At 65.7% G+C, this 23,833-nt stretch carries 23 protein-coding genes; 13 read left to right on the forward strand and 10 right to left on the reverse strand.

Features of this window, described 5'->3' with window-relative positions:
- Positions 1-6 precede the first annotated feature (6 nt).
- The 5 genes from BLS75_RS24025 to thrS are packed head-to-tail and all read left to right on the forward strand — an operon-like array spanning position 7 to position 5,134.
- On the forward strand, positions 7-891 hold the full coding sequence (locus tag BLS75_RS24025) for a metal ABC transporter substrate-binding protein (RefSeq protein ID WP_019093406.1): 885 nt from the start codon (positions 7-9) through the stop codon (positions 889-891).
- Positions 888-1,331, forward strand: coding sequence for a phosphoribosyl-AMP cyclohydrolase (gene hisI, locus BLS75_RS24030; RefSeq protein ID WP_072451909.1), 444 nt, complete (start codon positions 888-890; stop codon positions 1,329-1,331). Before BLS75_RS24025 ends, hisI begins: the two co-directional genes overlap by 4 nt.
- Positions 1,321-1,881: a gamma carbonic anhydrase family protein gene (locus BLS75_RS24035; protein ID WP_011064347.1), complete on the forward strand. Its 561-nt coding sequence runs from the start codon at positions 1,321-1,323 to the stop codon at positions 1,879-1,881. Before hisI ends, BLS75_RS24035 begins: the two co-directional genes overlap by 11 nt.
- A 2-nt stretch (positions 1,882-1,883) precedes the next feature.
- Positions 1,884-3,218, forward strand: coding sequence for a dihydroorotase (locus tag BLS75_RS24040; protein WP_072451910.1), 1,335 nt, complete (start codon positions 1,884-1,886; stop codon positions 3,216-3,218).
- Between the two features lie 26 nt (positions 3,219-3,244).
- The gene (gene thrS / locus BLS75_RS24045) at positions 3,245-5,134 is read left to right on the forward strand and encodes a threonine--tRNA ligase (RefSeq protein ID WP_072451911.1); all 1,890 of its coding nucleotides are present in this window, start codon (positions 3,245-3,247) and stop codon (positions 5,132-5,134) included.
- Positions 5,135-5,169: 35 nt separating this feature from the next.
- Here thrS and BLS75_RS24050 read toward each other — a convergent pair whose 3' ends face one another.
- Positions 5,170-5,694, reverse strand: a complete 525-nt coding sequence (locus BLS75_RS24050; RefSeq protein WP_011064350.1) for a DUF3617 domain-containing protein — start codon at positions 5,692-5,694, stop codon at positions 5,170-5,172.
- Between the two features lie 131 nt (positions 5,695-5,825).
- On the opposite strand from BLS75_RS24050, the gene cls reads away from it, so the two are divergent.
- The gene (gene cls, locus BLS75_RS24055) at positions 5,826-7,265 is read left to right on the forward strand and encodes a cardiolipin synthase (protein ID WP_011064351.1); all 1,440 of its coding nucleotides are present in this window, start codon (positions 5,826-5,828) and stop codon (positions 7,263-7,265) included.
- Positions 7,266-7,274: 9 nt separating this feature from the next.
- On the opposite strand, the gene cfaB is transcribed toward cls, so the two are convergent.
- The 8 genes from cfaB to BLS75_RS24095 all read right to left on the reverse strand — a co-directional run bounded on the left by cfaB (position 7,275) and on the right by BLS75_RS24095 (position 16,531).
- Complete coding sequence (gene cfaB, locus BLS75_RS24060; RefSeq protein ID WP_011064352.1) at positions 7,275-8,462, reverse strand: C17 cyclopropane fatty acid synthase CfaB; 1,188 nt, start codon at positions 8,460-8,462, stop codon at positions 7,275-7,277.
- A gap of 84 nt (positions 8,463-8,546) precedes the next feature.
- Complete coding sequence (locus BLS75_RS24065; RefSeq protein WP_019093402.1) at positions 8,547-9,335, reverse strand: HvfC/BufC N-terminal domain-containing protein; 789 nt, start codon at positions 9,333-9,335, stop codon at positions 8,547-8,549.
- Positions 9,326-10,171 (reverse strand): MNIO family bufferin maturase, encoded by an 846-nt coding sequence (locus tag BLS75_RS24070; protein WP_072451912.1) that lies wholly within the window; start codon positions 10,169-10,171, stop codon positions 9,326-9,328. The genes BLS75_RS24065 and BLS75_RS24070 overlap by 10 nt, the downstream gene beginning before the upstream one ends.
- Positions 10,172-10,236: 65 nt before the next feature.
- Entirely contained in the window at positions 10,237-10,488 is a 252-nt protein-coding gene (locus BLS75_RS24075; protein WP_011064355.1) for a BufA2 family periplasmic bufferin-type metallophore, read from the reverse strand.
- A gap of 118 nt (positions 10,489-10,606) precedes the next feature.
- Positions 10,607-12,511, reverse strand: a complete 1,905-nt coding sequence (locus tag BLS75_RS24080) for a cation-translocating P-type ATPase (protein ID WP_015637557.1) — start codon at positions 12,509-12,511, stop codon at positions 10,607-10,609.
- A complete protein-coding gene (locus tag BLS75_RS24085; RefSeq protein ID WP_072451913.1) occupies positions 12,511-13,566 on the reverse strand; it encodes a protease modulator HflK in 1,056 nt (351 codons plus the stop codon). Before BLS75_RS24085 ends, BLS75_RS24080 begins: the two co-directional genes overlap by 1 nt.
- Complete coding sequence (locus BLS75_RS24090; protein ID WP_072451914.1) at positions 13,563-14,585, reverse strand: protease modulator HflC; 1,023 nt, start codon at positions 14,583-14,585, stop codon at positions 13,563-13,565. Before BLS75_RS24090 ends, BLS75_RS24085 begins: the two co-directional genes overlap by 4 nt.
- Positions 14,582-16,531 (reverse strand): protease modulator HflK, encoded by a 1,950-nt coding sequence (locus BLS75_RS24095; RefSeq protein WP_072451915.1) that lies wholly within the window; start codon positions 16,529-16,531, stop codon positions 14,582-14,584. The genes BLS75_RS24090 and BLS75_RS24095 overlap by 4 nt, the downstream gene beginning before the upstream one ends.
- A gap of 245 nt (positions 16,532-16,776) precedes the next feature.
- On the opposite strand from BLS75_RS24095, the gene BLS75_RS24100 reads away from it, so the two are divergent.
- From BLS75_RS24100 to BLS75_RS24125, 6 genes are read left to right on the forward strand one after another with little or no spacing between them, the layout of a single operon-like run.
- Positions 16,777-17,400 carry a CDP-alcohol phosphatidyltransferase family protein gene (locus BLS75_RS24100; protein WP_011064360.1) on the forward strand — a complete coding sequence of 208 codons (624 nt, stop codon included), beginning with the start codon at positions 16,777-16,779 and terminating at the stop codon, positions 17,398-17,400.
- Positions 17,401-17,410: 10 nt separating this feature from the next.
- The gene (locus tag BLS75_RS24105; RefSeq protein WP_011064361.1) at positions 17,411-19,168 is read left to right on the forward strand and encodes a bifunctional alpha/beta hydrolase/class I SAM-dependent methyltransferase; all 1,758 of its coding nucleotides are present in this window, start codon (positions 17,411-17,413) and stop codon (positions 19,166-19,168) included.
- The gene (locus BLS75_RS24110) at positions 19,168-20,514 is read left to right on the forward strand and encodes a phosphatase PAP2/dual specificity phosphatase family protein (protein WP_011064362.1); all 1,347 of its coding nucleotides are present in this window, start codon (positions 19,168-19,170) and stop codon (positions 20,512-20,514) included. Before BLS75_RS24105 ends, BLS75_RS24110 begins: the two co-directional genes overlap by 1 nt.
- Positions 20,504-20,959 carry a hypothetical protein gene (locus tag BLS75_RS24115; RefSeq protein ID WP_015637562.1) on the forward strand — a complete coding sequence of 152 codons (456 nt, stop codon included), beginning with the start codon at positions 20,504-20,506 and terminating at the stop codon, positions 20,957-20,959. The genes BLS75_RS24110 and BLS75_RS24115 overlap by 11 nt, the downstream gene beginning before the upstream one ends.
- Positions 20,960-20,968: 9 nt before the next feature.
- Complete coding sequence (locus tag BLS75_RS24120) at positions 20,969-21,592, forward strand: lysophospholipid acyltransferase family protein (protein ID WP_053160534.1); 624 nt, start codon at positions 20,969-20,971, stop codon at positions 21,590-21,592.
- A gap of 1 nt (position 21,593) precedes the next feature.
- The gene (locus BLS75_RS24125) at positions 21,594-22,526 is read left to right on the forward strand and encodes a phosphatidate cytidylyltransferase (RefSeq protein WP_011064365.1); all 933 of its coding nucleotides are present in this window, start codon (positions 21,594-21,596) and stop codon (positions 22,524-22,526) included.
- Positions 22,527-22,531: 5 nt separating this feature from the next.
- Here BLS75_RS24125 and BLS75_RS24130 read toward each other — a convergent pair whose 3' ends face one another.
- Positions 22,532-23,005 carry an Lrp/AsnC family transcriptional regulator gene (locus tag BLS75_RS24130; RefSeq protein WP_011064366.1) on the reverse strand — a complete coding sequence of 158 codons (474 nt, stop codon included), beginning with the start codon at positions 23,003-23,005 and terminating at the stop codon, positions 22,532-22,534.
- Positions 23,006-23,149: 144 nt separating this feature from the next.
- Here BLS75_RS24130 and BLS75_RS24135 point away from each other — a divergent pair, with 144 nt between their 5' ends.
- On the forward strand, positions 23,150-23,779 hold the full coding sequence (locus BLS75_RS24135; protein WP_011064367.1) for a LysE family translocator: 630 nt from the start codon (positions 23,150-23,152) through the stop codon (positions 23,777-23,779).
- The last annotated feature ends 54 nt before the right edge of the window (positions 23,780-23,833 follow it).

The raw sequence follows: 23,833 nt of genomic DNA on the forward strand, positions 1-23,833 counted from the left end.
TTCCCGATGCGCGCTCTACTCGTGCTGTTCAGCCTGCTGTTGCCCTTGTCGCTGCCTACTGCCCAGGCGGCGGACAAGCTGGCGGTGGTCACCAGCTTCAGCATCCTCGCCGACATGACCCGCCAGGTCGGCGGTGAGCATGTGCACATCACCAACCTGGTGGGTGCCGACGAGGATGCCCACACCTACGAGCCGAGCCCGGATGACGCCAAGGCCCTGCTCAAGGCCCGGCTGATCATCAAGAATGGCCTGGGTTTCGAACCCTGGCTGGACCGCCTGGTGGCCAGCACCGCCACCCAGGCGCAGGTTGTCACTGCCAGCCGCGGGGTTATTCCACGCACCCTGGAGGAAGACGGCGAAAGCGTTCCCGACCCTCATGCCTGGCACAACCTGGCCAACAGCGAGCTCTATGTGAGCAACATCACCAAGGCGCTGATCGCTGCCGACCCGGCCCACCAGGCCGACTACCAGCGCAACAGCCAGGCCTACCTGAAACAGATCTATCGCCTGCTGGCCGAGGCCAAGGCCAAGCTCGGTTCCCTGCCCCCGGGCAACCGCAAGATCGTCACCTCCCACGACGCCTTCGGCTACCTGGGCCAGGCCTACGGTATCGACTTCATGGCGCCCCAGGGCCTGTCCACCGAGCGTGAACCTTCCGCCGCCGAAGTGGCTGCGCTGATTACCCAGATCCGCAACGCCAAGGTCAAGGCAGTGTTCATGGAGAATATCAAGGACGCCCGCCTGCTCAAGCAGATCGCCGACGAAAGCGGCGCCCATATCGGCGGCACCCTGTACTCCGATGCGCTCTCGGCCAGCGGTCCGGCCAGTACCTTCACCGGCCTGTTCGAGTACAACCTCGACACCCTGTACCAGGCCCTGAGCCGACCATGATCCGCCGCCCACCGCTGTCGCTGCTGGATCTGGAAGCCGCGCCCCTGGGCAGCCGCTGGGCCTTGACCGCGGTGCTCGACGCCCTGCCCTGGAACAGCGACGGCCTGATCGCCGCCATTGCCCAGCAGCACGACAGCGGCGAGGTGCTGATGCTGGCCTGGATGAACCGCCAGGCCCTGGGCGAAACCCTGGCCAGCGGCCAGGCCTGCTACTGGTCGCGCTCGCGTCGGTGCCTGTGGCGCAAGGGCGAAAGCTCCGGGCATCGCCAGCGCCTGATCGAAGCGCGCCTGGACTGCGACGGCGATACCGTGCTGCTGCTAGTGGATCAGCAAGGACCGGCCTGCCACACCGGGCGCCCCAACTGTTTCTACAACGCCATTCGCGATGGCGCGGTGGAAGTCATCAGTTCCCCCTTGAAGGACTCGCGCCATGATTCGTAAAAACCCCTCCGGCGATCTGCCCGTGATCGCCGAATCCGCCTACGTCGACAAGACGGCCATCATCTGCGGCAAGGTGGTGATCGGCGACAACGTCTTCGTCGGCCCCTACGCGGTGATCCGCGCCGACGAAGTGGACGCCAGCGGCCAGATGCAAGCCATCACCATCGGCGCCAACTCGAACATCCAGGATGGCGTGGTGATCCACTCCAAATCCGGCGCGGCGGTGACCATCGGCCAGCACACTTCCATCGCCCACCGCTCCATCGTCCATGGCCCCTGCGTGGTCGGCGACCGAGTGTTCATCGGTTTCAACAGCGTGCTGTTCAACTGCGAAGTGGGCGACGGCAGCGTGGTTCGACACAACTCCGTGGTGGATGGCCGCGACCTGCCGCCGGGTTTCTACGTGCCCTCCACCACCCGCATCGGGCCCAAGACCGACCTGGCGCAGTTCCCTCCCGTGAGTGTCAGCGCCTCGGAGTTTTCCGAAGACGTGGCGCGCACCAACGTCGACCTGGTGCGTGGCTACAAGGCCCTGCAGAACGAGTTTTGAGCATGAGCCGAATCCTCATCCGCAACGCCCGCCTGGTGAACGAAGGGCGCGAATTCGACGCCGACGTGCTGGTGGCGCACGGGCGCATCGACACCATCGGCAGCCTGGACCACCTCAGCGCCGAGATCGAAATCGACGCCCGCGGCCAGTGGCTGCTGCCGGGCATGATCGACGACCAGGTGCACTTTCGCGACCCCGGCGCGCCGGACAAGGGCAGCCTGTACAGCGAGTCGCGGGCGGCGGTGGCCGGTGGCATCACCAGCTTCATGGACATGCCCAACACCTCGCCGGCGACCCTGGATCTTGCCGCCCTGAACGACAAGAAGCGCCGCGCAGCGAGCGTTTCGGTGGCCAACTATGGCTTTCACTTCGGGGTCAGCAACGACAACCTCGACCTCGTCGCCGCCCTGGACCCCACGGAGGTGGCCGGGGTCAAGGTGTTCATGGGGGCCTCCACCGGCAACATGCTGGTGGACGATCCCGAGGTGCTGGACCGGCTGTTCCGCCAGGTGCCGACCCTGCTCCTGGCCCACTGCGAACACACCCCCAGCATCCAGGCCCGGCAACAGCGCTGGCTGCAACTCTATGGCGAGCAGATTCCCGCCGCCGCCCACCCGCACATCCGCGATGCCGAGGCCTGCTTTCGCTCCTCATCCCTGGCGGTGGAACTGGCGAAGAAACACGGCACTCGCCTGCACGTACTGCACCTGACCAGCGCCCGGGAGCTGGCGCTGTTCGAGGACCGGCCCCTGGCGCAAAAGCGCATCACCGCCGAGGTCTGCGTGCATCACCTGCTGTTCGATGACCGCGACTACCCGCGCCTCGGCCACCTGATCAAATGCAACCCGGCGATCAAGACCCAGGCCGATCGCGATGCCCTGCGCCAGGCCCTGAACAGCCAGCGCCTGGATGTCATCGGCACCGACCACGCGCCCCATACCTGGGAGCAGAAACAGCTGCCTTACAGCCGCGCGCCCTCCGGCCTGCCGCTGGTGCAGCATGCATTGCCAGCGCTGCTGGAACTGGTGGCCGACCGGGTGCTGCCCCTGGCCACCCTGGTGGAAAAAACCAGCCACCGAGTCGCCGACCTGTTCGCCATTCCCGATCGCGGCTACCTGCGCGAAGGCTACTGGGCCGACCTGGTGCTGGTCCGCGCCGAGCCCACAGGCCTGGCCGTGGACAGCCAGCCGATCCTCGCCCACTGCGGCTGGACGCCCTTTGCCGGCCAGCGCTTTCGCCACAGCGTCAGCAGCACCCTGGTGTCGGGCCAGCTCGCCTGGCACCAGGGCCGCCTGTACGACGACTGTCAGGGCCTGCCCCTGCGCTTCACCCGTTAATAGCCCGACACCAAGGACCACCGAAGATGATCCGCATCACCCTGCCTGATGGCGCGTGCCGTGAGTACGACCAGCCGTTGTCCGTTTTCGAGGTGGCCGCCAGCATCGGCAGCGGCCTGGCCAAGGCCGCCGTGGCCGGGCGAGTGAACGGCCAACTGGTGGACTGTGACTATCTGTTGCACAGCGACGCCCGCTTGAGCATCGTCACCGCCCGCGACCCCGAGGGCCTGGAAGTACTGCGCCACTCCTGCGCGCACCTGCTGGCGATGGCGGTGAAACAGCTGTTCCCTTCGGCGCAGGTGGCCATCGGCCCGGTGATCGAGGATGGCTTCTTCTACGACTTCGCCCACGAGCGCCCCTTCACCCCAGAGGACCTGGAACTGATCGAGGCGCGCATGCATAGCCTGGCCGCCACCAATCATTCGGTGCGCCGCCGGGAATTGTCCCGGGAGCAGGCCCTGCAGCATTTCGCCGACCAGGGCGAGCACTACAAGGTCGAGCTGATCCGCGACTTGCCGCCAGATGCCGTGCTTTCGCTGTACCGTCAGGGGGATTTCGAAGATTTGTGCCGTGGGCCACACCTGCGTTCCACTGGCCAACTGCGCGCCTTCAAGCTGACCAAGGTGGCCGGTGCCTACTGGCGTGGCGACGCCCGCAACGCACCGCTGCAGCGGATCTATGGCACCTGCTGGGGCACCCGCCCGGAACTGGAGGCCTACCTGTTGCGCCTGGAACAGGCGCAACAGCGCGACCACCGCAAGCTCGGCCAGCAGCTGGATCTGTTCCATTTCGACGACTGCGCGCCGGGCTCAGTGTTCTGGCACGCCAAGGGCTGGACCCTGTTCCAGGAACTGATCGGCTACATGCGCAGGCGCCAGGAACAGGCCGGCTACCAGGAAGTGAACACCCCCGACGTGATGGACCGCGGCCTCTGGGAAACCTCCGGGCACTGGCAGAACTACCGCGACCACATGTTCACCACCACCACGCAAGACCAGCGCACCTTCGCCCTCAAGCCGATGAACTGCCCCGGCGCGGTGGCGATCTTCGGTCATGGCCGCAAGAGTTACCGCGACCTGCCACTGCGCATCGCCGAGTTCGGCAAAGTCCACCGCTACGAACCTTCAGGGGCCCTGCACGGCCTGTTGCGAGTGCGCCATTTCACCCAGGACGACGCCCACATCTTCTGCACCCCGCAACAGATGCAAAGCGAATGCGCCGCCACCATTGCCCTGGTATACGACATCTACAAGGAGTTCGGTTTCGACCAGGTGGCGGTGAAGCTCTCGACCCGCCCCGACCACCGCATCGGCAGCGATGAGGTCTGGGACCAGCTGGAAGAGGCCCTGGTCGGTGCCTTGCAGAGCATGCACATCGACTACCGGATCAACCCCGGGGAAGGTGCCTTCTACGGCCCCAAGCTGGAGTTCGTGCTGCGCGACGCCATCGGTCGCGACTGGCAGTGCGGCACCCTGCAGGTGGACCTCAACCTGCCCGAGCGCTTCGCCATCAGCTACATCGACGAGCGCGGCGAACGCTGCCAGCCGGTGATGCTGCACCGGGCGCTGTTTGGTTCCCTGGAACGCTTCATCGGCATTCTCCTGGAACACCATGGCGGCGCCCTGCCCCTGTGGCTGGCACCGCAACAAGCGGTGGTGCTGAACATCAGCGAAGCCCAGGCCGACTACGCCCGGGCCATCAGCGACAGCTTGCGCCGTCACGGGCTGCGGGCCAGCGCCGATCTGCGCAACGAAAAGATCGGCTACAAGATTCGCGAACACAGCCTGCAGAAAGTGCCTTACCTGCTGGTGGTCGGGGAAAAGGAAAAGGACGGAGGCTACGTCAGCCTGCGCAGCCGAAATGGCGAAGACCTGGGCCGCCTGAGCCTGGAGCAGGCCCTGGCCCGGATGCGCTAGGCGCTGCCCGGGGCACGGGCAGCGTCAGCCAAAAGTCAGGAGGCGCGGGGTTTGACCGTGCCGCAGTCCTGGCCCAGCCACACGGCGCGGGTGTCCATGCTGCCCTTCTGCTGCAGGCCGGTGGCGTTGAAGGTGCCGGCCACGTTGGTGGTGAACTCACGATCGCTGATGAACGTGGCCACTCCATTGCCCTGGGCCTTGGGGCAACTGAAGCGGAACTTCCATTGATTGCCACTGCGTTCGGTCACCTGCTGCTGGCAACCCGACTGCGGGTCCTGCAGCGGGATGGTGTCCGACTGCACCTGGGCCGGTGTCAGGCACACCCGAATCCCCTTGCCGCCCATGGTCACACCCTGTTTCTCCAGCATCGCCCGCTGTTGCGGGGTCATCTGCTGCTGCAACTGGCCGAGAATCAGCGACAGGTCCGGCATGTTCTGGTCGTCGATCTTCATGTTGCTGCTGGTCAGCTCCCACAACCCCGGCTGCAGCATCTGCGCCTGCGCCACCACCGGAAGCGCCAACCCCGCCGCCAAGGCCCAACCCAGTAAACGAAGTTTCATCGAATGACTCCTAGACAATAGTGGCCGTTAGACTTCAGCCGGGGCACGGTGTTGCATGCAGAATAAAATAGCGACATTCACCGTGGAACATGGTCTGTTAGGCATTGAATCTTCAGGAGCAAGGCTGCCCCATGGATTATTTTGGCCCGCACATCTTCGGCTATCTCATCGCACTGCTGCATTTTCTCGGGTTGATCGCCGCGATCCACGCGGTACTCACCGTCAGGACCGCCCAGGGCGCCATCGCCTGGGCCCTGTCGCTGCTGTTCATGCCCTACCTGACCCTGATTCCCTACCTGGTGTTTGGTCGCAGTACCTTCGACGCCTATATCCAGGCCCGGCGTCAGGCCAACGTGGAAATGCACAAGGCCATCAATGAGCTGAACTGGCGTCCCTGGGTGGAAGAAGCCCTCACCGCCCGCGCCTCCAAGGCCTACGCCTCGCTGCGGGCCATGCCCAAGCTGGGGCGCATGCCGTGCCTGGCCAACAATCAGGTGCGCCTGCTGGTCAACGGCGACGCCACCTTCGAAGCGATCTTCAACGCCATCCGCCGCTCCCACAAGGCGGTGCTGATCCAGTTCTTCATCATCCACGACGATGACCTGGGCCGGCGCCTGCAACGCCTGCTGCTGGAAAAGGCCGCCGAGGGCGTGTCGATCCACCTGCTCTACGACCGCATCGGCAGCCACTCCCTGCCCGCCAGCTACGTACAGACCCTGCGCGACGCCGGGGTCCAGGTGCACGCCTTCGCCACCCGCAGTGGCTGGCTCAACCGCTTCCAGGTGAACTTCCGCAATCACCGCAAGATCGTGGTGGTGGACGGCATGCTGGGGTTCGTCGGCGGGCATAATGTCGGCGACGAATACCTGGGCAAGAAGCCGCCCCTGGCGCCCTGGCGTGATACCCACGTGCAGGTCAGCGGCCCGGTGGTGGCCTGCCTGCAGGAGTCCTTTGCCGAAGACTGGTTCTGGGCCGCCCGGGAACTGCCGCCGCTGATCCTCCCGGACACCTACCCGGACGACGGCGTGCTCTGCCAGCTGCTGGCCAGCGGCCCGGCCGATGCCTACGAAACCTGCTCGCTGTTCTTTGTCGAGGCCATCCACGCGGCCACCGAGCGGGTGTGGATCACCAGCCCGTACTTCATTCCCGATGAGGCGGTGTTCGCTGCCCTGCGCCTGGCGGTGCTGCGGGACGTGGATGTGCGCATCCTGCTGCCCGCCCGCCCGGACCACCGCATCGTCTATGCCGCCTCCAGCCTGTACGCCTTCGAAGCGGTGCGCGCCGGGGTGCGGGTATTCCGCTATCAGCCGGGATTCCTGCACCAGAAGGTGGTGCTGATCGACAACGAAATCAGCGCCATTGGCAGCGCCAACCTGGACAACCGTTCGTTCCGCCTGAATTTCGAAGTGATGCTGCTGACGGTGGACGACGACTTCGCCACCGAAGTGGAACACATGCTGGAAGCCGACTTCGCCAAGGCCCGGGAAATCGCCAAGGAAGAAAGCCGCCAGACCCACCGCCTGCAACAACTGGGCATGCGGGTCGCGCGGCTGATTTCTCCGATCCTTTAAGGGCCAGGCTTATGGATGGTAGAGGTCATCCCGGGTCCAGGGCAGTTCATGGCTGCCATCGGCATGGGGCTTGACCGCAAGGATCTGGTGCAGGTTGATCCAGCCCTTGGCAAAGGCATAGGCGCAGCCCGCCAGGTACAGCCGCCAGATCCGTAGCGCCTGCTCCGGAACCTGCCTGGCGGCGGCTTCCAGATTGTCTTCCAGGCGTTCGCTCCAGTGATCCAGTGTCCGCGCGTAATGCATGCGCAGGCTCTCGACATCGACAATTTCCAGCCCCGCCTCGCTGATGAACGCCGAGATCATTGCCAGGTGCGGCAGCTCGCCATTGGGAAACACATAGCGCTCGATGAAGTCCCCGGCCCCGCGGCCCACCGGGCGGCCGTCGGTGTGCTTGGCGGTGATGCCGTGGTTCATCACCAACCCGCCCTCGCGCACGGCCCTGAACAGGGTCTGGCAGTACTCCGGCAAGTTGGCGTGGCCGACGTGCTCGAACATGCCGACACTGACCACCTTGTCGAAGCGGCCATCCTGGGGCAGGTCGCGGTAATCCAGCAGTTGCAGATCCACCAGGTCGTCCAGGCCTTCGGCGGTCACTCGCTCGCGGGCCAGGGCCAGCTGTTCCTTGCTCAAGGTGATGCCGAACACCTTGGCGCCGAACTCTCGGGCGGCGTAGCGGGCCAGCCCGCCCCAGCCGCACCCGACATCCAGCAGGTAGTCCCCCGGTTGCAGGCGCAGCTTGCGGCACAGATGGCGGAATTTGGCTTGCTGGGCCTGTTCCAGAGACTCGCTTCCAGTCTCGAAATAGGCGCAGGAATAGGCCATGTCGCTGTCGAGCCACAGTTGGTAGAAGGCGTTGGAAAGGTCGTAGTGATAGGAAATCGCGGCAGCGTCGGTCGCCTTGTCGTGCAGCGAGCGCACCGGCTGGTTGCCGTCGTCATCGTCGAGCAAGGCCTGGCTCAGTTCGTCGCAGACCCGGATGACTTCGCTGATGGAACCTTCCAGTTCCAGTTTGCCCTCGACAAAGGCGCCCCCCAAGGCGTCCAGGCTAGGGTGAGTCAGCTGCGCCACCAATTGCGGGTCCTTGACCACGATCGTGACGTTGGGCTCCGGCCCCAGATTGAATTCATGGCCGTCCCAGAGCCGCAGGCGTAAAGGCAAATGCAGATTCTGTAAGGCCGGTGGAAGTTGCGCGAGCATGGAAAATCCCCCCTTGTTTCAGACGTCTGAAATGAGGGTAGACCATCCTAGAAAATAGCAGGCTATCGATTTGATAGTGGTTTTCTATGATTCGCTGCGCATCACCAGGCCATCTTCGACCCACTGTTTCAACCAGGTAACCGCCTGCAGCGGGGCCCCCTCGGCATAAGTGACGGCCAGCCCGGCGCAGAGTTCCGCAAAATTCCACCGTTGCTCGATCATGCCCCGCAGCGCTGTGGCCTCTTCGGCCGGCAGGCTGCGATAACGGCAGACCCGGTCCGCTCGCCAAACCAGGCACAGCTGCTGCTGATCGAGTAAAGCACTGCGGGGGAAATCCGCCTGCTCCTTGACCGCACGCCACTGGGCCACGCTGTTGTAGCGGCAGTCTAGCCATTGCACACAGGGCGCCAGGCGCAGTTGCAGCTGCGGCCATTGCTCGACATCCAGCCCGGCCATGGCCGCCACCGTCAGCACTTGGGCGTCGGCAGCGTCGAAGGCCAGGGTGAAGGCCCACTCCAGACGCGCCAGTTCCGCCAGGGGGGCGCCCTGCTCCGGCACCAGATGGCCCAGGATGAATTCGGCAAAGCCCTGCCCCAGCCAGCGCAGGCTGAAATGCCGGGACGGGCACTGGCGAATGTAGGCCTGCGTCAGGGCCTGGAATTCTGTATCCCCCAGCCAGTGCCGGATGGCCGGGAAGTCGCTGGCCATGACCTCCTGCAACCGGGCCATGTAGGCATTGTGATAGATCGCCAGGCCGGTCTCGACATCCAGGGTCGGGCCACCGATCAGGCTGTCTTGCAGGACGGCGCGGGCCTGGGCCTGTTCGCCCAACAGATAGGCTTCAAAAGCCAGTTGCCAGTCGTTCAGGCGCATTGCTGCCTCCCGGCCAGGGTCTGTTGCCCGAGATCTCGGGCCTTGTGCAGTTCGCTGAGCAGCTCTTCCAGGGGCGGAAAATGATCATCGCGCTCCAGCAGGGTGGCCACCGGCCCCAGGTGTTCAAGGGTGCGTTGATACAGCGCCCACACGGGATCGCAAACCGGGTGGTCGTGAGTATCGATCACGTAGTCGCCATAATCCTGGTGCCCGGCCAGATGCAGTTGCCGCACGCGCTGGGCCGGCAGCGCCTGGATGAAGTGCCAGGGATCGAAACCATGGTTGCGCGAACTGACGTAGACGTTGTTCACATCCAGCAGCAGTTCGCAGCCGCTGAGCTGGCTCAAGGCGGCGAGAAACTCCCACTCGCTGAACTCGTCGGCCGCCGCCCGCACATAACTGGAGACGTTCTCCAGCACCAGGGGGCGCTCCAGAACGTCCTGCACCTGACGCACTCGCCCTGCCACGTAGTGCAGGCTCTCCTCGGTGTAGGGCAGCGGCAGCAGGTCGTGCAGTTGATGGGCGTTGCCCCGGCTCCAGCACAGGTGATCGGAGATCCACGCCGGGTTTGCCCGGCTGGCCAGTTGCCTGAGCCGCAGCAGGTAATCCCGGTCCAGGGCATGGGGCCCGCCGATGGACAGCGACACCCCGTGCATCACGATGGGGTAGCGCTCGGCAATCGCATCCAGGTAATACAGCGCCTTGCCGCCCTGCACCATGAAGTTCTCGGACACCACTTCAAACCAGTCGACGTCCGGCGCCTCGTCGAGAATCTGCTGGTAGTAGGCACTGCGCAAACCCAGGCCATAGCCCAGGCTGGACGAAAATTCAGACATCGCCAACTCCTTGCCAAGTGGCCGCAGTGGTTGCCAACCCCACTGCGGCAGCACTCGAACGCCGCTTACTCGCCGACTTTGCCGCCTGCTTTGTCACACGCGGCCTGGGTCATGGCCTTGAAGCCCTGGCCTTTGCAGGCGCCCATGCCCTTGCAGGCGTGGTCCTTGGTCTTGCAGTCGTTCTGCCCTTTGCAGGCGTTAACGCCGTAGCAGTGCACCTGGGCATCGGCAGCAGACGCTTGAGTCACGACACCGGCAAACAGCGTGGCGGCAGCAAAAGCCAGGGCAGCGCCGGCGGCGGTTTTCTTCATGTTCATTTTTGTTTCCTCAATAGTCGCAGGGGATCGGCGGGTGCTTGTGCAATCCCGTCATAGCACTAGAGAGAGGAAGCATCCCGGCGTTACAGCCGGGATGAAAAAAACTGCGCGGCAGCGTCTACAGCTTCAACAGCGGCTCCTGGAAACGCAGCAGGCGACCGGCATTGCCCAGCACCAGCAAGGTGCTCAGGTTGTGCAACACCGCAGCGATCATCGCCCCCGCCGCCCCCAGCCAGCCGAACGCGGCAAAGGCGACGATGGCCAGGGTCCAGCCCAGGCCGATGATCACGTTGACCTGCAAGGTCCGCCGGCATTCACGGCTCAGGCGCACGCAGGTGCCCAGGCGTCGCAGGTCGCTGCCGATCAGCACCACATCCGCCGAAGCCAGGGCGATGTCCGCACCACCGGCGCCCATGGCCACCCCCACCACCCCGGCCTTGAGAGCCAGGGAGTCGTTGATACCGTCGCCGACCACCATCGGCCGGAAGCCCTTGTCGATCTCCTCCAGTACCCGCTCAAGCTTGTCTTGCGGCAGGGCCTGGGCCTCGACGTCGGCGATTCCCACTTCCAGCGCCAGGCTGTCGGCCACACTCTGGCGGTCGCCGGTGAGCAGCAACTGCCGGCCCAACCCCAGTTCGCGCAACTCGCCCAGGGCATGCCGGGCCTCGGGTTTGACGCTGTCGGCCAGCAACAGCCAACCGAGAAATTCGCCATCAAGCGCCAGGCCGGCAATCGGCCCGTCGTGCCCCGGCACCGGGCTGGTGTCGATACCCAACTGGCGGAACAGCTCCGGACGGCCAAGGGCCGCTTCGCCCTCCTCGGTACGGGCCACCACCCCCAGGCCCTGGCGTTCATGAATGTCCCCCAGTGGCCATTGCTCTTCCTGGGGCACCAGCCCTGCCAGGGCCCGGCTGACCGGGTGGCTGCTGGCCGAGCCGAGGCTGGCGGCCAGAGTGAGCAGGCTTCGCTGGTCTTCCCGGGGGCTGTCGATGGCCTGCAAACGCAAGGTGCCGTACGTCAGGGTGCCGGTCTTGTCCACGACCAGGGAGGTCAGGTCCGCCAGCTCCTCGAGAAAGGCCGAACTGCGAATCAGGATGCCGTGGCGCGCGGCCACAGCGATTCCGGCGATGGCGGTGGCCGGCGCCGACAGCACCAACGCGCAGGGACAGGCCGCCACCAGCACCGCGAGCATGGCTTGGGCATCGTTGGTGATGAACCAGGTCACCGCCGCCAACAGCAACACCAGCACCATGTAACTGCCGGCATAGCGCTCCAGCAAACGGGTGATGGGCGGCTTGGCGCGCTCGGCGCTTTGCATCAGGGCAATCACCTTGCCCAAGGTCGACTCCTCGCCGGTACGGGTGACCTGCACACGCAACAGCCCATCGAGATTGATTGCGCCGCCAAATATCTGCATGCCCTGAACCGCTTCCAGGGGGACCGATTCGCCAGTGATCGGCGCGGTATCCAGGCTCGCCTGGCCGGACACCACCAGACCATCGGCGGGCACCCTATCGCCGGCGCGTACTTCCACCAGGTCGCCGGCCTTGAGGCTGGCGTTGTCCACTTCCACGACGCTGCCATCGGCCCGTACCTGTCGCGCCAGGCTGCGGGTCAAGCGGCCCAGGGCGTCGATGGCTTCCTGGGAGCCGATCACGCTGCGCTCTTCCAGTACGTGGCCGAAGATCATGATGATCGGCAACAGGGCCGCGGTCAGCAGGTCGCCAGTGGCCCAGGCGCCGAGCATCGCCAGGGCGATCAGTTGGTCGGTAATGCCGTGCAGGCTCGGGTAACGCAGGCTGAACCAGGCCGAGCGCATCACCGGCACCGCCACCAGCAGCGAGGCGACACCCAACAGCAACTGGCTGACGCCCACCTGCCCTGGGGCCAGCCAGCGCCAGACCAGGCCAAGGGCCAGAAGCCCCAGGGCGAGCATGGCCAGGGTCAACTGGCGGGCGGCGCTGCGTTGCTCGGCCGAGGTCAGCATGCTGGCGGGGGGCGCGGCATGGGTGGTGGCAGTCATTATTCGGCTCCCTGAATGATCAGGCGTGAATCGTCTTTGGGATTGACCGTGGTCACCGAACCGGCTTGCCCGAGAATCTTCGGCAGGCGTTCACGGTAGATACGCAGCAGCATTTCCGGGTCGGTGCCGTTGCGCTGCGCCTGGGCCAGGCTCTGCACCGTGGCAGTCTGGGCCCGGGCCAGGGCCAGCCGTTCGCTGGCCTGGGCATGGGCCACTTGCAGGCTGCGGTCCGCCTGCTGGTTGGCGCCCTGGGTCAGTTTTTCCGCTTCGGTGCGGGCGTTGGCGACCGCCTTGTCGGCTTGCTGGCTGGCAGTGAGCACCGCGTTGAAGGCGCTGACCGCCGGGCCGGGCAGGCTCGATTGCACATCCACCCGCGTTGCCTCGACGCCAATGCCCTGGCCGCTGGTGGTCAACTGCGCCAGGCGCTGGTTGATGCTTTGCAGCAGATCGCCCCGCAGCCGCTCACGACGCTCGGCGGCCTGGTTGTCGCTGCCGATCAGTTCCGGGCGCGCCACCAGGATGGTGTCCAGGTCACGGGCGGCGGTCAGGGCCACGGCACTGCGGGTCACCAGCCGATCCAGGGCCGGCAGCACGTGGTCAGCCTGGAGCACATAGGCGTAGGGATCGCTGACCTTGTAGAACACCCGCACGTCCAGCTGTACCACACCGGCATCGCCAGTCAGCAGGTAACCGGACCCGGCCAGGGTGTCGTTCAAAGGCGTGGCCTGGGTGGCAACCCGGTCCCCTTCCAGAGCCGCCTCGGAACGCAGCAAACCCTCCACCCGCCGCTCCAGTACCCGGTCGGCGGCGGGCAGCAGCACCACCTGCTCAAAAGGCTGGGGCCAGGCCAAGAGCAATCCGGCGCTCTGCACCCTTTCCAATTTGCCAAAGTGCAAGACCATGGCCCGGTTCTGCGGGTCTATCTGCCGCACATTGGAGAAGGCCCAGGCCAGCGCCGCCAGTACTGTCACCCCGTACAAGGCGATGAATGCCAGACGCCCGGCCTGGATCCACGGGCTGCTCAACTCATTTGTTCCACGTGGAACCTTATTCATGGTTGCGAACCAGCGGCTTTGCCCGGCAGGTTTGGCGGGCCATCCACCAGCACCCGGAAAGGCGCCGCGTCGGTGCGCAGGATCAACTTGGTGCCCGGAGTCACCACGGTGCCCAGGGTGTCCAGTGAGCGCAGCAAGTTGTACAGCTGCGGGGAACTGGCGTAGGCGCGGCCATAAATCTGCGCCGCTTCAACCCGGGATTGCGCCTCGATATCCGCGGCCTTCACCGTGGCATCGGCCTGGACGATCCGCGCATCGCGTTCGGCGCCAGAGCGGATTTGCGCCGCTTCGCGCTTGCCGATGGCGGTGCGTTCCGTGGCGATGGTTTCACGCTCGGCGCGCATGCGGTCCACGGTGGCGGTCAGGGTCACCGAGGGCAGGGTCAGACGCTCCACTCCCACCTGCACCACTCGCACTCCATAAGTGGAAAGCAATTGCTGTTCGATCTGCTGGCGCAGTTGCGCTTCGAAATCAGCGATGCGCACCTGGCTGGCATCGGTGTTCACCAGGTTGGCCAGATCGAAGCTGCTGGCGGTGGTTTCCAGGGCCGAACCGACAAAGGTGCGGATCTGCCGCGCCGCTTCGTCCGGCTGGTTCTGCACCGCCCGCATGAAACGCTGCACATTGTCCGCGTCGCCCTGGACCCGCCAGGCCACGTAGGCCTGGACGATAATCCGCAAACCGTCGCGGGTGCCCACATCCTGCAAGCCACTGGACGTGGTGCGCAGGCGCAGGTCCACCGGGATCGCCGCTTCAAAGGGTGCCGGCCAGCGCCAGTTCAGGCCCGGCTCCAGCAGCACCCGCGCCGGGTTGCCGAAGCGGGTGATCACCGTGGCTTCGCCGGAGCGCACTTGCACCAGGCTCGCCGCGGCCACGGCAAACAGCACCAGTAGCACGGCCCAGCCCATGCGCCGCCAGGGGAAAGGCCCGGCCTCGGCCGGCGCCCCATGATGATGGTGGTGATGGCCGTGCCCGTGGTCGTGGCCGGCGTGATCGTGGGAATGGGAGGACTGGCTCAATGGACGGCTCCTGGCTGAGCGGCTTTACGCGGCGCCGAAGGGTCGGCCGGCAAGGTGAACGTACGCAGGTCGAGGGTCGGCGCGCTGTCGCCCCCCAGACGATGATCAAGAATCAGCAGCTTGGCCTGGCTCAGGCCCTGGCTCAGCTGGCTCAGGTACTGCTCGAGGACGAAGGCCTGCCCCGCACTGGCGTAGGCTTTCTGTTCGGCGGCAAAGCGCAGGTCGGCAGCCTGGGCCGCCGCCTGCACTTCGCGCGCATCGGCCTGGGCCTGGTCGCGAGCCACGCTGGCTTGCAACTGCGCCTGGTTGGTCTGCTCGGCAGCCGCTCCACGTTCCCGGGAAATCAGCGCCTGGGCGCCAATCTGCGCCGCTTGCACACCGTGGTAGGCATTGGCCGCGCCAGCCGGTGGATGGATGGCCTCGACTACCGTGGCGAGAATCTCCACCCCGCTGTCGAGCCGGTCCAGATCGCCCTGCACGGCCCTGCCGATGTCATCGGCCAGCCCGGTGCGGTCCTGCCCCAGCAGGCCATCGAGGGTACGCGAGGCAAAGTCGTGCACCAGCACGCGGCTGGCGGTGCTGCGGATCAGCGTCGGCACATCGCTGCTGTTGTAAGTGGCGGCCAGCGCCGCAGCGTCGCCCAGGCCGATGCGGTAGACGAAGCGCACGTCCATGTTGACGATCTGAAAACTCTGTTGCTGGGCATTGCCGCTGGCGATCACCTGGGATTTGTCATTCACGTGGCTGGCATCCCACAGGCGGTTGGCAATGGCGGGGGCCGGGCCTTCGGCAGGGGCCGCTTGAAACGGCTGCGAGCTTTCGCCCACGCTGGTGGCCAGTTCATGGACCACGCCGTTTTCCACCGTCAGTACCCGCCCCAGGGGCCAGGGCAGGCCCAGATGCAGGCCCGGGCCAAAGACCTGTACCGGCTTGCCGAAACGCTCGTAAATACCGCGATTTTGCATGGAAAGTTCATGAACGCCGGTCAACAGCCAACCTACCGCCAACACCACCAGCAATACCGGTACAAAGGCCCGGCGCATATAGGCGAAGGCCCAGATCTGCCGCAGATCGATGCCAAAACGGTTGTGCAATTCATGCTGCAGGCTGAGCAGGGGTTGGGGCGGCCAACGCAGCATGTCGGCAACAAAACTGTGGGCCAGAAGCCGGGGCTCCAGCTGTTCGCGCTGTGGGCTGAACAGCGACAGCACCGCGCGCAACAACAACTCGCCGGCCACCAATGCCGGCAGCAGCCCCGTCAGCACCGCCAGTCGTACTGGCCACAAGGCCGTGTCGCTGCTGAACAACAGGCACAGGGCGCTCACCAGCAAACAGATAATCGCCGCCCGCAGCAGCTGCGCCAGGGCGCCGGCTTCCGGCCATTCCCCTGGGTGCTCCTGGGCCAGTTGGCGCTCCAGCACCAGCAGGGCAAACGCCAGCAGCAGAGCCAGCACCGCCACCACGCTGGCACTCAGGCCCAGGGCGGTGGCGGGCAACGACAGGTTGAACACCAGCACCACGCTATACAGGATCAGCAGCGACCAGCCACCAAGCCACAGGGTAGGCGCGCCGATCTGCTGCAACAGGCGCCGCCCGCGCAGGGTCAGGGCAGCCGCCAGCCGGCCCTGTGGCTGCCGATCCTCCCCGGCCTCGGGCGTGACAACCGGCGCCGGGGTGATCACCTCTTCGCGCCAGCGGCTGACCCAGCACGCCGATTGCAGCCCGGCCACCACCACCAGCAAGGCACACGAAAGGTTCACCAGCAGTGCCGGCCAGATGGTCAGCGCCGCAAACAGATCGACAAACACCGCCGCCACCAGCCCCAGCACCGCCAGGCCCAGCAAAGCGGCGCCCCAGCGCTGCAAACGCGCCGCATGGGACGCCGCCTGCTGAAACCGTGGCAAGGCAGCCACCTCGCCACCTTGCGTCTCAAGATCGACTTGCATACCACCCCGCCGCTCTGGTCCGGCCCTGTGGATAAACCCACGGGCCGAAGAAATTCGAAACAATTCGTTACTATATAACGAGCCGAGTGAAATTTTTGTCCCCCGCCATGCCTTTTCATCTATTGCGTACGTCGTAGACACAGAGACAGCTGTTTGCTCATGACAAAACTTCTGATGTCAGCCCCCTGGCATTTAAGGCAATAATCCAGCCCTGCTCACCGCGTGCGACAAGGAACCGTCCCATCATGCTCTCGATTTACCAGCTCAAACCGCGCTTTCAGAACCTGCTGCGGCCGTTGGTGCAGCGCCTGTACGACAACGGCACCACGGCCAACCAGATCACTGTCCTGGCCGCCGTCATCTCGGTCCTGGTCGGCACCGTCATCGCCCTGTTCCCCGGCCATGCCTGGCTGTTCGCCCTGATTCCCCTGTGGATGATCCTGCGCATGGCGCTCAATGCCATCGACGGCATGCTGGCGCGGGAATTCGGCCAGCAATCGCGCCTGGGGGCCTACCTCAACGAACTCTGCGACGTGGTCGCCGACAGCGCCCTGATCCTGCCTTTCGCCCTGTTGCCCGGGGCCAGCCTGCTGCTGGTGCTGGCCGTGACCCTGCTGGCGCTGTTCAGTGAATACGCCGGGGTGCTCGGGCCCATGGTCGGGGCCTCGCGGCGCTACGACGGGCCCATGGGCAAGAGCGACCGCGCCTTCATCCTCGGCGTGCTGGCCACCGGCATCGCCCTGGGCTGGCTCAGCGCCCTGTGGATAAACGGCGTGCTGGCACTGGTCGCCGCACTGCTGGTCTACACCCTGATCAATCGGGTCCGCCAGGGCCTCAAAGAAGTTCAGCACAATGCTCCCTCTGCATAAGGAAATGGCTATGCGCGACGCTCAACACCAGACGTTCCGAACCCATGACGGTGTCGAACTGTTCTACCGCCACTGGCCAGCCACTGAAGTGGCCCCTGGCGAACCGCGGCAAGCGGTGATGCTGTTCCACCGCGGTCACGAACACTCCGGGCGCATTGCCCACCTGGTGGAAGAGCTGAACCTGCCCCAGTTCGATTTCTTCGCCTGGGATGCCCGTGGCCATGGCCAGTCGCCGGGCGCCCGTGGCGACAGCCCGAGCTTCGCTACCAGCGTGCGCGACGTGCAGACCTTCTGTGATCACCTGGGCAGCGCCCACGGGATCGCCGAGGAAAACATCGCCGTGGTGGCCCAGAGTGTGGGCGCGGTGATCGCGTCCACCTGGGTCCACGACTACGCGCCGCGCATCCGCTCCCTGGTGCTGGCCTCGCCGGCGTTCAAGGTCAAGCTGTACGTGCCCTTCGCCCGGCCCGGCCTGGCCCTGATGCGGCGCTTTCGTGGCAACTTCTTCGTCAACAGCTACGTCAAGGCGCGCTTCCTGAGCCACGACCCGGAGCGGGTCCGCAGCTATGACAGCGACCCGCTGATCACCAAGGCGATCTCGGTGAATGTACTGCTGGGCCTGTATGAAGCGGCAGACCGGGTGGTAGCCGACGCCCAGGCGATCCAGGTGCCGACCCAGTTGCTGATCTCCGGCTCCGACTTCGTGGTGCATCGCAAGCCCCAGGAGCAGTTCTTCGAGCGCCTGGGCAGCCTGCACAAGGAAAAGCACATCCTCCCGGGCTTCTTCCACGACACCCTGGGGGAAAAGAACCGGGCGCCGGCCATGGCCAGCATCCGTCGCTTCATCCTGCAGAATTTCGAGCGCCCGCTGAACCGCCCTGCCCTGCTGGACGCCGACCGCCTGGGCGTTACCTGCGCCGAGTCCGAAGCCCTGGCCGCGCCGCTGCCGCACAATTCCCTGCGCGACCTGTACTGGCGCGCCACCCGCGCCAGCATGCGCCTGGGCAGCCAGCTGTCGGCGGGGGTCAAGCTGGGCTTCGACACCGGTTTCGACTCCGGCAGCACCCTGGACTACGTCTACCGCAACCGCCCCACCGGGCATTCCGCACTGGGCCGGATGATCGACCAGAACTACCTGAACTCCATCGGCTGGCGCGGCATCCGCCAGCGCAAGCTGCATGTGGAAGAACTGCTGCGCCTGGCCATGGAAAAACTCCGTGAGCAAAACAGCGAAGTGCGCATCGTCGATATCGCCGCCGGCCACGGCCGCTACATCCTCGAAGCCCTGCAAGGGGTCAGCCCGCTGCCGGAATCGATCCTGCTGCGCGACTACAGCGATATCAACGTGCGCGACGGCAGTGCGCTGATCCAGGAAAAAGGCCTGGGGGACATCGCCCGCTTCGTCAAAGGCAACGCCTTCGACCGCGAGGACCTCGCAGCCCTGGACCCGAAACCCACCCTGGCGGTGGTCTCCGGGCTCTATGAGCTGTTCGCCGACAACCAGATGGTCGGCGGCTCCCTGGCGGGCCTGGCCAGTGCCGTGGAGCCCGGCGGCTACCTGGTGTACACCGGCCAGCCGTGGCACCCGCAGCTGGAACTGATCGCCCGCGCCCTGACCAGCCACCGCGAAGGCCAGGCCTGGGTCATGCGCCGCCGCACCCAGGCGGAGATGGACCAACTGGTGGAGGCCGCCGGCTTTCGCAAGGTCACCATGCGTGTGGATGAATGGGGGATCTTCAGCGTATCCCTGGCGCAACGGGTGCAATGATGGCCGCAGGCGCCTTGCCGGCCCGGGAGCCGGGCCTGCTGAAACCCGCGGTGCTCTGGCTGCTGTTGCTGGCACCGCTGTTCTTCAGCACCTACGGCTTCGCCACCTGGGTCACCGCCCAGCGCGACGACGTCGGCAGCATGGTCTTCGACTGGGAACGGCACATGCCGTTCTGGGCCTGGACCATCGTGCCCTACTGGTCCATCGACCTGCTCTACGGCTTCTCCCTGTTGTTGCCGCGCAGCCGTGACGAGCTCAAGCGCCACGCCCTGCGCCTGCTCACCGCCCAGGTGATCGCGGTCAGTTGCTTCCTGCTCTGGCCATTGAGCTTCACCTTCTCCCGGCCGGAACTGGACGGGGTTTTCGGCTGGCTGTTCGCGGTGCTGGCCGGCTTCGACAAGCCCTTCAACCAGGCGCCGTCGCTGCATATCGCCCTGCTGGTGGTGCTCTGGGTCTGCTACGCACGGCATACCCAGGGCTTCTGGCGCTGGCTGGTGCATGGCTGGTTCGCACTGATCGGGGTCTCGGTGCTGAGCACTTATCAACACCACTTCATCGATGTACCCACAGGCGCCCTGGCCGGCTGGCTGTGTGTCTGGCTATGGCCGCTGGACCGTCCCAGCCCATTGTTCAGTGCCCGTGCGGCCCAGGACCCGAAGCGCCGCCAGCTGGCCCTGCGCTATGGCCTGGGTGCGACGCTGTTCGCCGGGGCAGCCTTTGCCTGGGGCGGCGCCGCGCTGTGGCTGATCTGGCCCGCCGTGGCGCTGTTGCTGGTGGCCTTGAACTACGCCCTGCTGGGTGCCGAGGGTTTCCAGAAGCGCCAGGACGGCAGCCTCAGCCCCGCTGCGCGCTGGTTGCTGGCGCCTTACCTGGCGGCGGCCTGGATCAACTCGCGGCTGTGGACAAGAAAACATCCACAGCCGGACCCGGTTGTGGATAACGTCTGGCTCGGGCGCCTGCCGACACCGGCCGAGCTCAAGGACAGCCCGTTCGACGCCGTGCTCGACCTGTGCGCCGAGCTGTCCCTGGACAGCCGCGGGCTGCGGGCCTACCAGAGCCTGCCGGTGCTGGACCTGTGCGCCCCCAGTGCCGAGCAGTGCCTGGCCGCCGCCCACGCCATCGAACGCCTGCGCCAGCAAGGGCCGCTGCTGGTGTGCTGCGCCCTGGGTTATTCGCGCAGCGCCACGGCGATTGCCGCCTGGCTGCTGCACAGCGGCCGCGCAGCCACGGTGGATGCCGCCATCGTGCAGATCCAGCGGGCCCGCCCGCAGATCGTCCTGCACCCCGCCCACCGCCAGGCGCTGCAAGCCCTGAGCAGCGCCGGGAGAACGGCCCATGTCCACTGAAATGCAGCTCTACAGCGTGGCCAGCCTGCTGCGCCGGGGCCGCGCCCTGGATCAGTTATCCACAGGCCTGACCCTGCTCGGCGCGCTGTATGGCCTGGGCCAGTACCTGCTGACCAGCGTCACCCTGGGCGGGCTGCTGGTCAGCCTGGCCCTGGTGCTGCTGGGGCTTGTGGAAAAGTACCTGGCGCTGCGGGTAGCCTTCGACGCCGACCTGTTTCAACGCGTGGCCGACGCCCCAACTACCCTGGAACACAGTACCCAGGCCCTGGACCAGGCCCTGAGCGCCCTCGGCCTGCAACCCGCGCAGCGCGGCGGCCGGCCCTGGGACCAACGCAGCCGCGGGGCCCTGGGCCTGCTGCGCCGCCAGGCATTACTGCTGGCAGCACAAGTGCTGGTGATACTGAGCGTGATCCTGGTCAGCCCCTGGCTGACCTTTGCCGGATAAGGAATGCCCATGTTCGAACCCCTGGTCGCCAATCTCATTACCTCCGCCGCCCGCAGCATCACCGGCGCCCGCAGCCTGTGGCTGGGCTCGGCACCGCGCGCGGTGCAGCGGATCTACTTCGCCAACCACAGCAGCCACGGCGACTTCGTACTGCTCTGGGCCTCCCTGCCGCCGGCCCTGCGCAAACTGACGCGGCCCGTGGCCGGCGCCGACTACTGGCAGAAAAGCAACCTGCGCCGCTACATCATCAATCGGGTGTTCAACGGCGTGCTGATCGACCGCGAGCGCAAGGAGGCTGTGGATAACAACCCCCTGCAACCCATGATCGATGCCCTGGAGAACGGCGACTCGCTGATCATCTTCCCGGAAGGCACTCGCAACCCCGAAGACGGCCTGCTGCCGTTCAAGAGCGGGATCTACCACCTGGCCAAACGTTATCCACAGGTTGAGGTGATTCCGGTGTGGATCGCCAACCTCAACCGGGTCATGCCCAAGGGCCGCTTCCTGCCCCTGCCGCTGCTGTGCACCACCAGTTTCGGCGCCCCCCTGACCCTGGAAGAAGACGAAAGCAAGGAACACTTCCTCGAACGCAGCCGCGCCGCGCTGCTGGCCCTGGCCCCGGAGCACGCCTGAGATGGATAAGCAGACCCTGATGTTATTCGGCGGCATCGGCGCCATTCTGGTGCTGGCCTCGCTGATCGGTTTCATCCTCCAGTGGCGCACCCGTGGCGCGCCCAACCCGGTGATCGACAACCTCAATGCGCGGATCAATGCCTGGTGGGTGATGGTGCTGGTGATCGGTATCGCCTTCTGGCTCGGCACCGCGGCGGTGATCCTGCTGTTCTATGCGGTGTCGTTCTACGCCCTGCGGGAATTCCTCACCCTGACCCCGACCCGGCGCAGCGACTACCCGGCCCTGGTGGCGGCCTTCTACCTGGCCCTGCCCCTGCAATACCTGCTGATCTACTCCGACTGGTACGGGCTGTTCTCGATCTTCATTCCGGTCTACGTGTTCCTGCTGCTGCCGATCCTCGCGTCGCTCGGTGGCGACAGCACGCACTTCCTGGAGCGTGCCTCCAAGGTCCAGTGGGGGCTGATGATCGCGGTGTTCTGCGTGTCCTTCGTGCCCGCCCTGCTGACCCTGGACATCGCCGGCTATGAAGGCCGCAACCTGCTGCTGATCGCTTACCTGGTGATCGTGGTGCAGCTCTCGGACGTGCTGCAGTACGTCTGTGGAAAACTCTTCGGCAAGCGCAAGATCGCCCCCAACCTGTCGCCGTCCAAGACCGTGGAAGGCTTTGTCGGCGGCATCCTGCTGGCTTCGATGATCGGCGGGGCGCTGTTCTGGATCACCCCGTTCAATGTCTGGCAGTCATTCCTCATCGCCCTGCTGATCAACCTGCTGGGCTTTGCCGGCGGCATCGTCATGTCGGCGATCAAGCGCGACCGCGGGGTCAAGGACTGGGGGCACATGATCGAGGGCCACGGCGGCATGCTCGATCGCCTGGACTCGGTGTGCTTTGCCGCGCCGATCTTCTTCCACCTGGTGCGCTACTGGTGGACCTGAACCCTTCAGCCCGGTAGATGCCCCAATGGCAGGGGCCCCGGGGTTTTCACCGTGTGAATCGCGAAGTTGCTGCGGATGTCGCTGACCCCGGGGATCTTCAGCAAGTGGCCGGTCAGGAAGCGGTCATAGCCACGCAGGTCCGGGACCACCACTTGCAGCAGGAAATCCGATTCACCCGATACCAGGAACGCCGAGATCACCTCCGGCAACTGCAATACCGCCTGGCGGAAGGCTTCGGCCTCGGCATCGTTGTGGCGCTCCACCTTGACCCCGACGAACACGGTCAGCCCCAGGCCCACCTCGTCGCGGTCCAGGGTGGCCTGGTAGCCACGGATCACCCCGGCCTCTTCCAGCATGCGCACCCGACGCAGACAGGGTGACGGCGACAGGCCGATCTCTTCGGCCAGTTGCACGTTGCTCAGGCGACCATCGCGCTGCAGCGCGGCGAGGATCTTGCGGTCATAGGCATCAAGTTTCATGTTTGGCATATCCAGATGGTGATTCCGTTCATTAGTGGAACATTATGCCAATTTCAGCTTTCCCGTTGGTTGATTACGCAAGCACCTGCCCTGCCCTGTGGCCCTAAACTGGGCGCACCGACTCGACAACGAAGGGGGTGCAAGGTGGCGCAACTGTGGATGTATTTCCTGGCTCTGGCGGTGGTCTACCTGCTGCCCGGCCCCGACATGATCCTGCTGCTGCAAACCGGCGCCCGCCAGGGCAAGGCCCAGGCTCTGGCCACCGCGCTGGGCCTGGCCCTGTCCCGCGGCTGCCATGTGGCCCTGGCCGCACTGGGCCTGGCGGCGCTGTTCAAGGCCGCGCCCTGGACCTTCGACCTGGTACGCCTGGCGGGCGCCGCCTACCTGCTGTGGATTGGTATCCAGTGCCTGCGGGCGAACCTGTTGCCCAACCTTGAGCCCGGCACCGCCGCAGCCACGCCCCTGCGCTGGCGCGAGGCGATCCAGCGCGGCCTGTTGACCAACCTGCTGAACCCCAAGGCATTGCTGTTCTGTTCGGTACTGCTGCCGCAGTTCGTCGATCCCCAGGCCGGTGCGGTGGTCCCGCAATTCATGACCCTGGGGGTGCTGCTGGTGGCCGTGGGCGGCCTGTTCGACTGCTGCTACGCCCTGGCCGGTGCCGGGCTGGGCCGCTGGATGCAGCGCAGCCCGTCGGCGCAACGAGTGCAGCAATGGCTGTTCGGCAGCCTGCTGATCGGCTTCGCCCTGCGCCTGACGTTCGTCCAGCAGGCCTGACGGCACCTGTAGCCGCTGCCGAGCCTCGGCGAAGCTGCGCGAAGGTCCGCAGGA

The sequence above is a fragment of the Pseudomonas sp. NFPP12 genome, from assembly GCF_900103205.1.
Taxonomy (GTDB): Bacteria; Pseudomonadota; Gammaproteobacteria; order Pseudomonadales; family Pseudomonadaceae; genus Aquipseudomonas; species Aquipseudomonas protegens.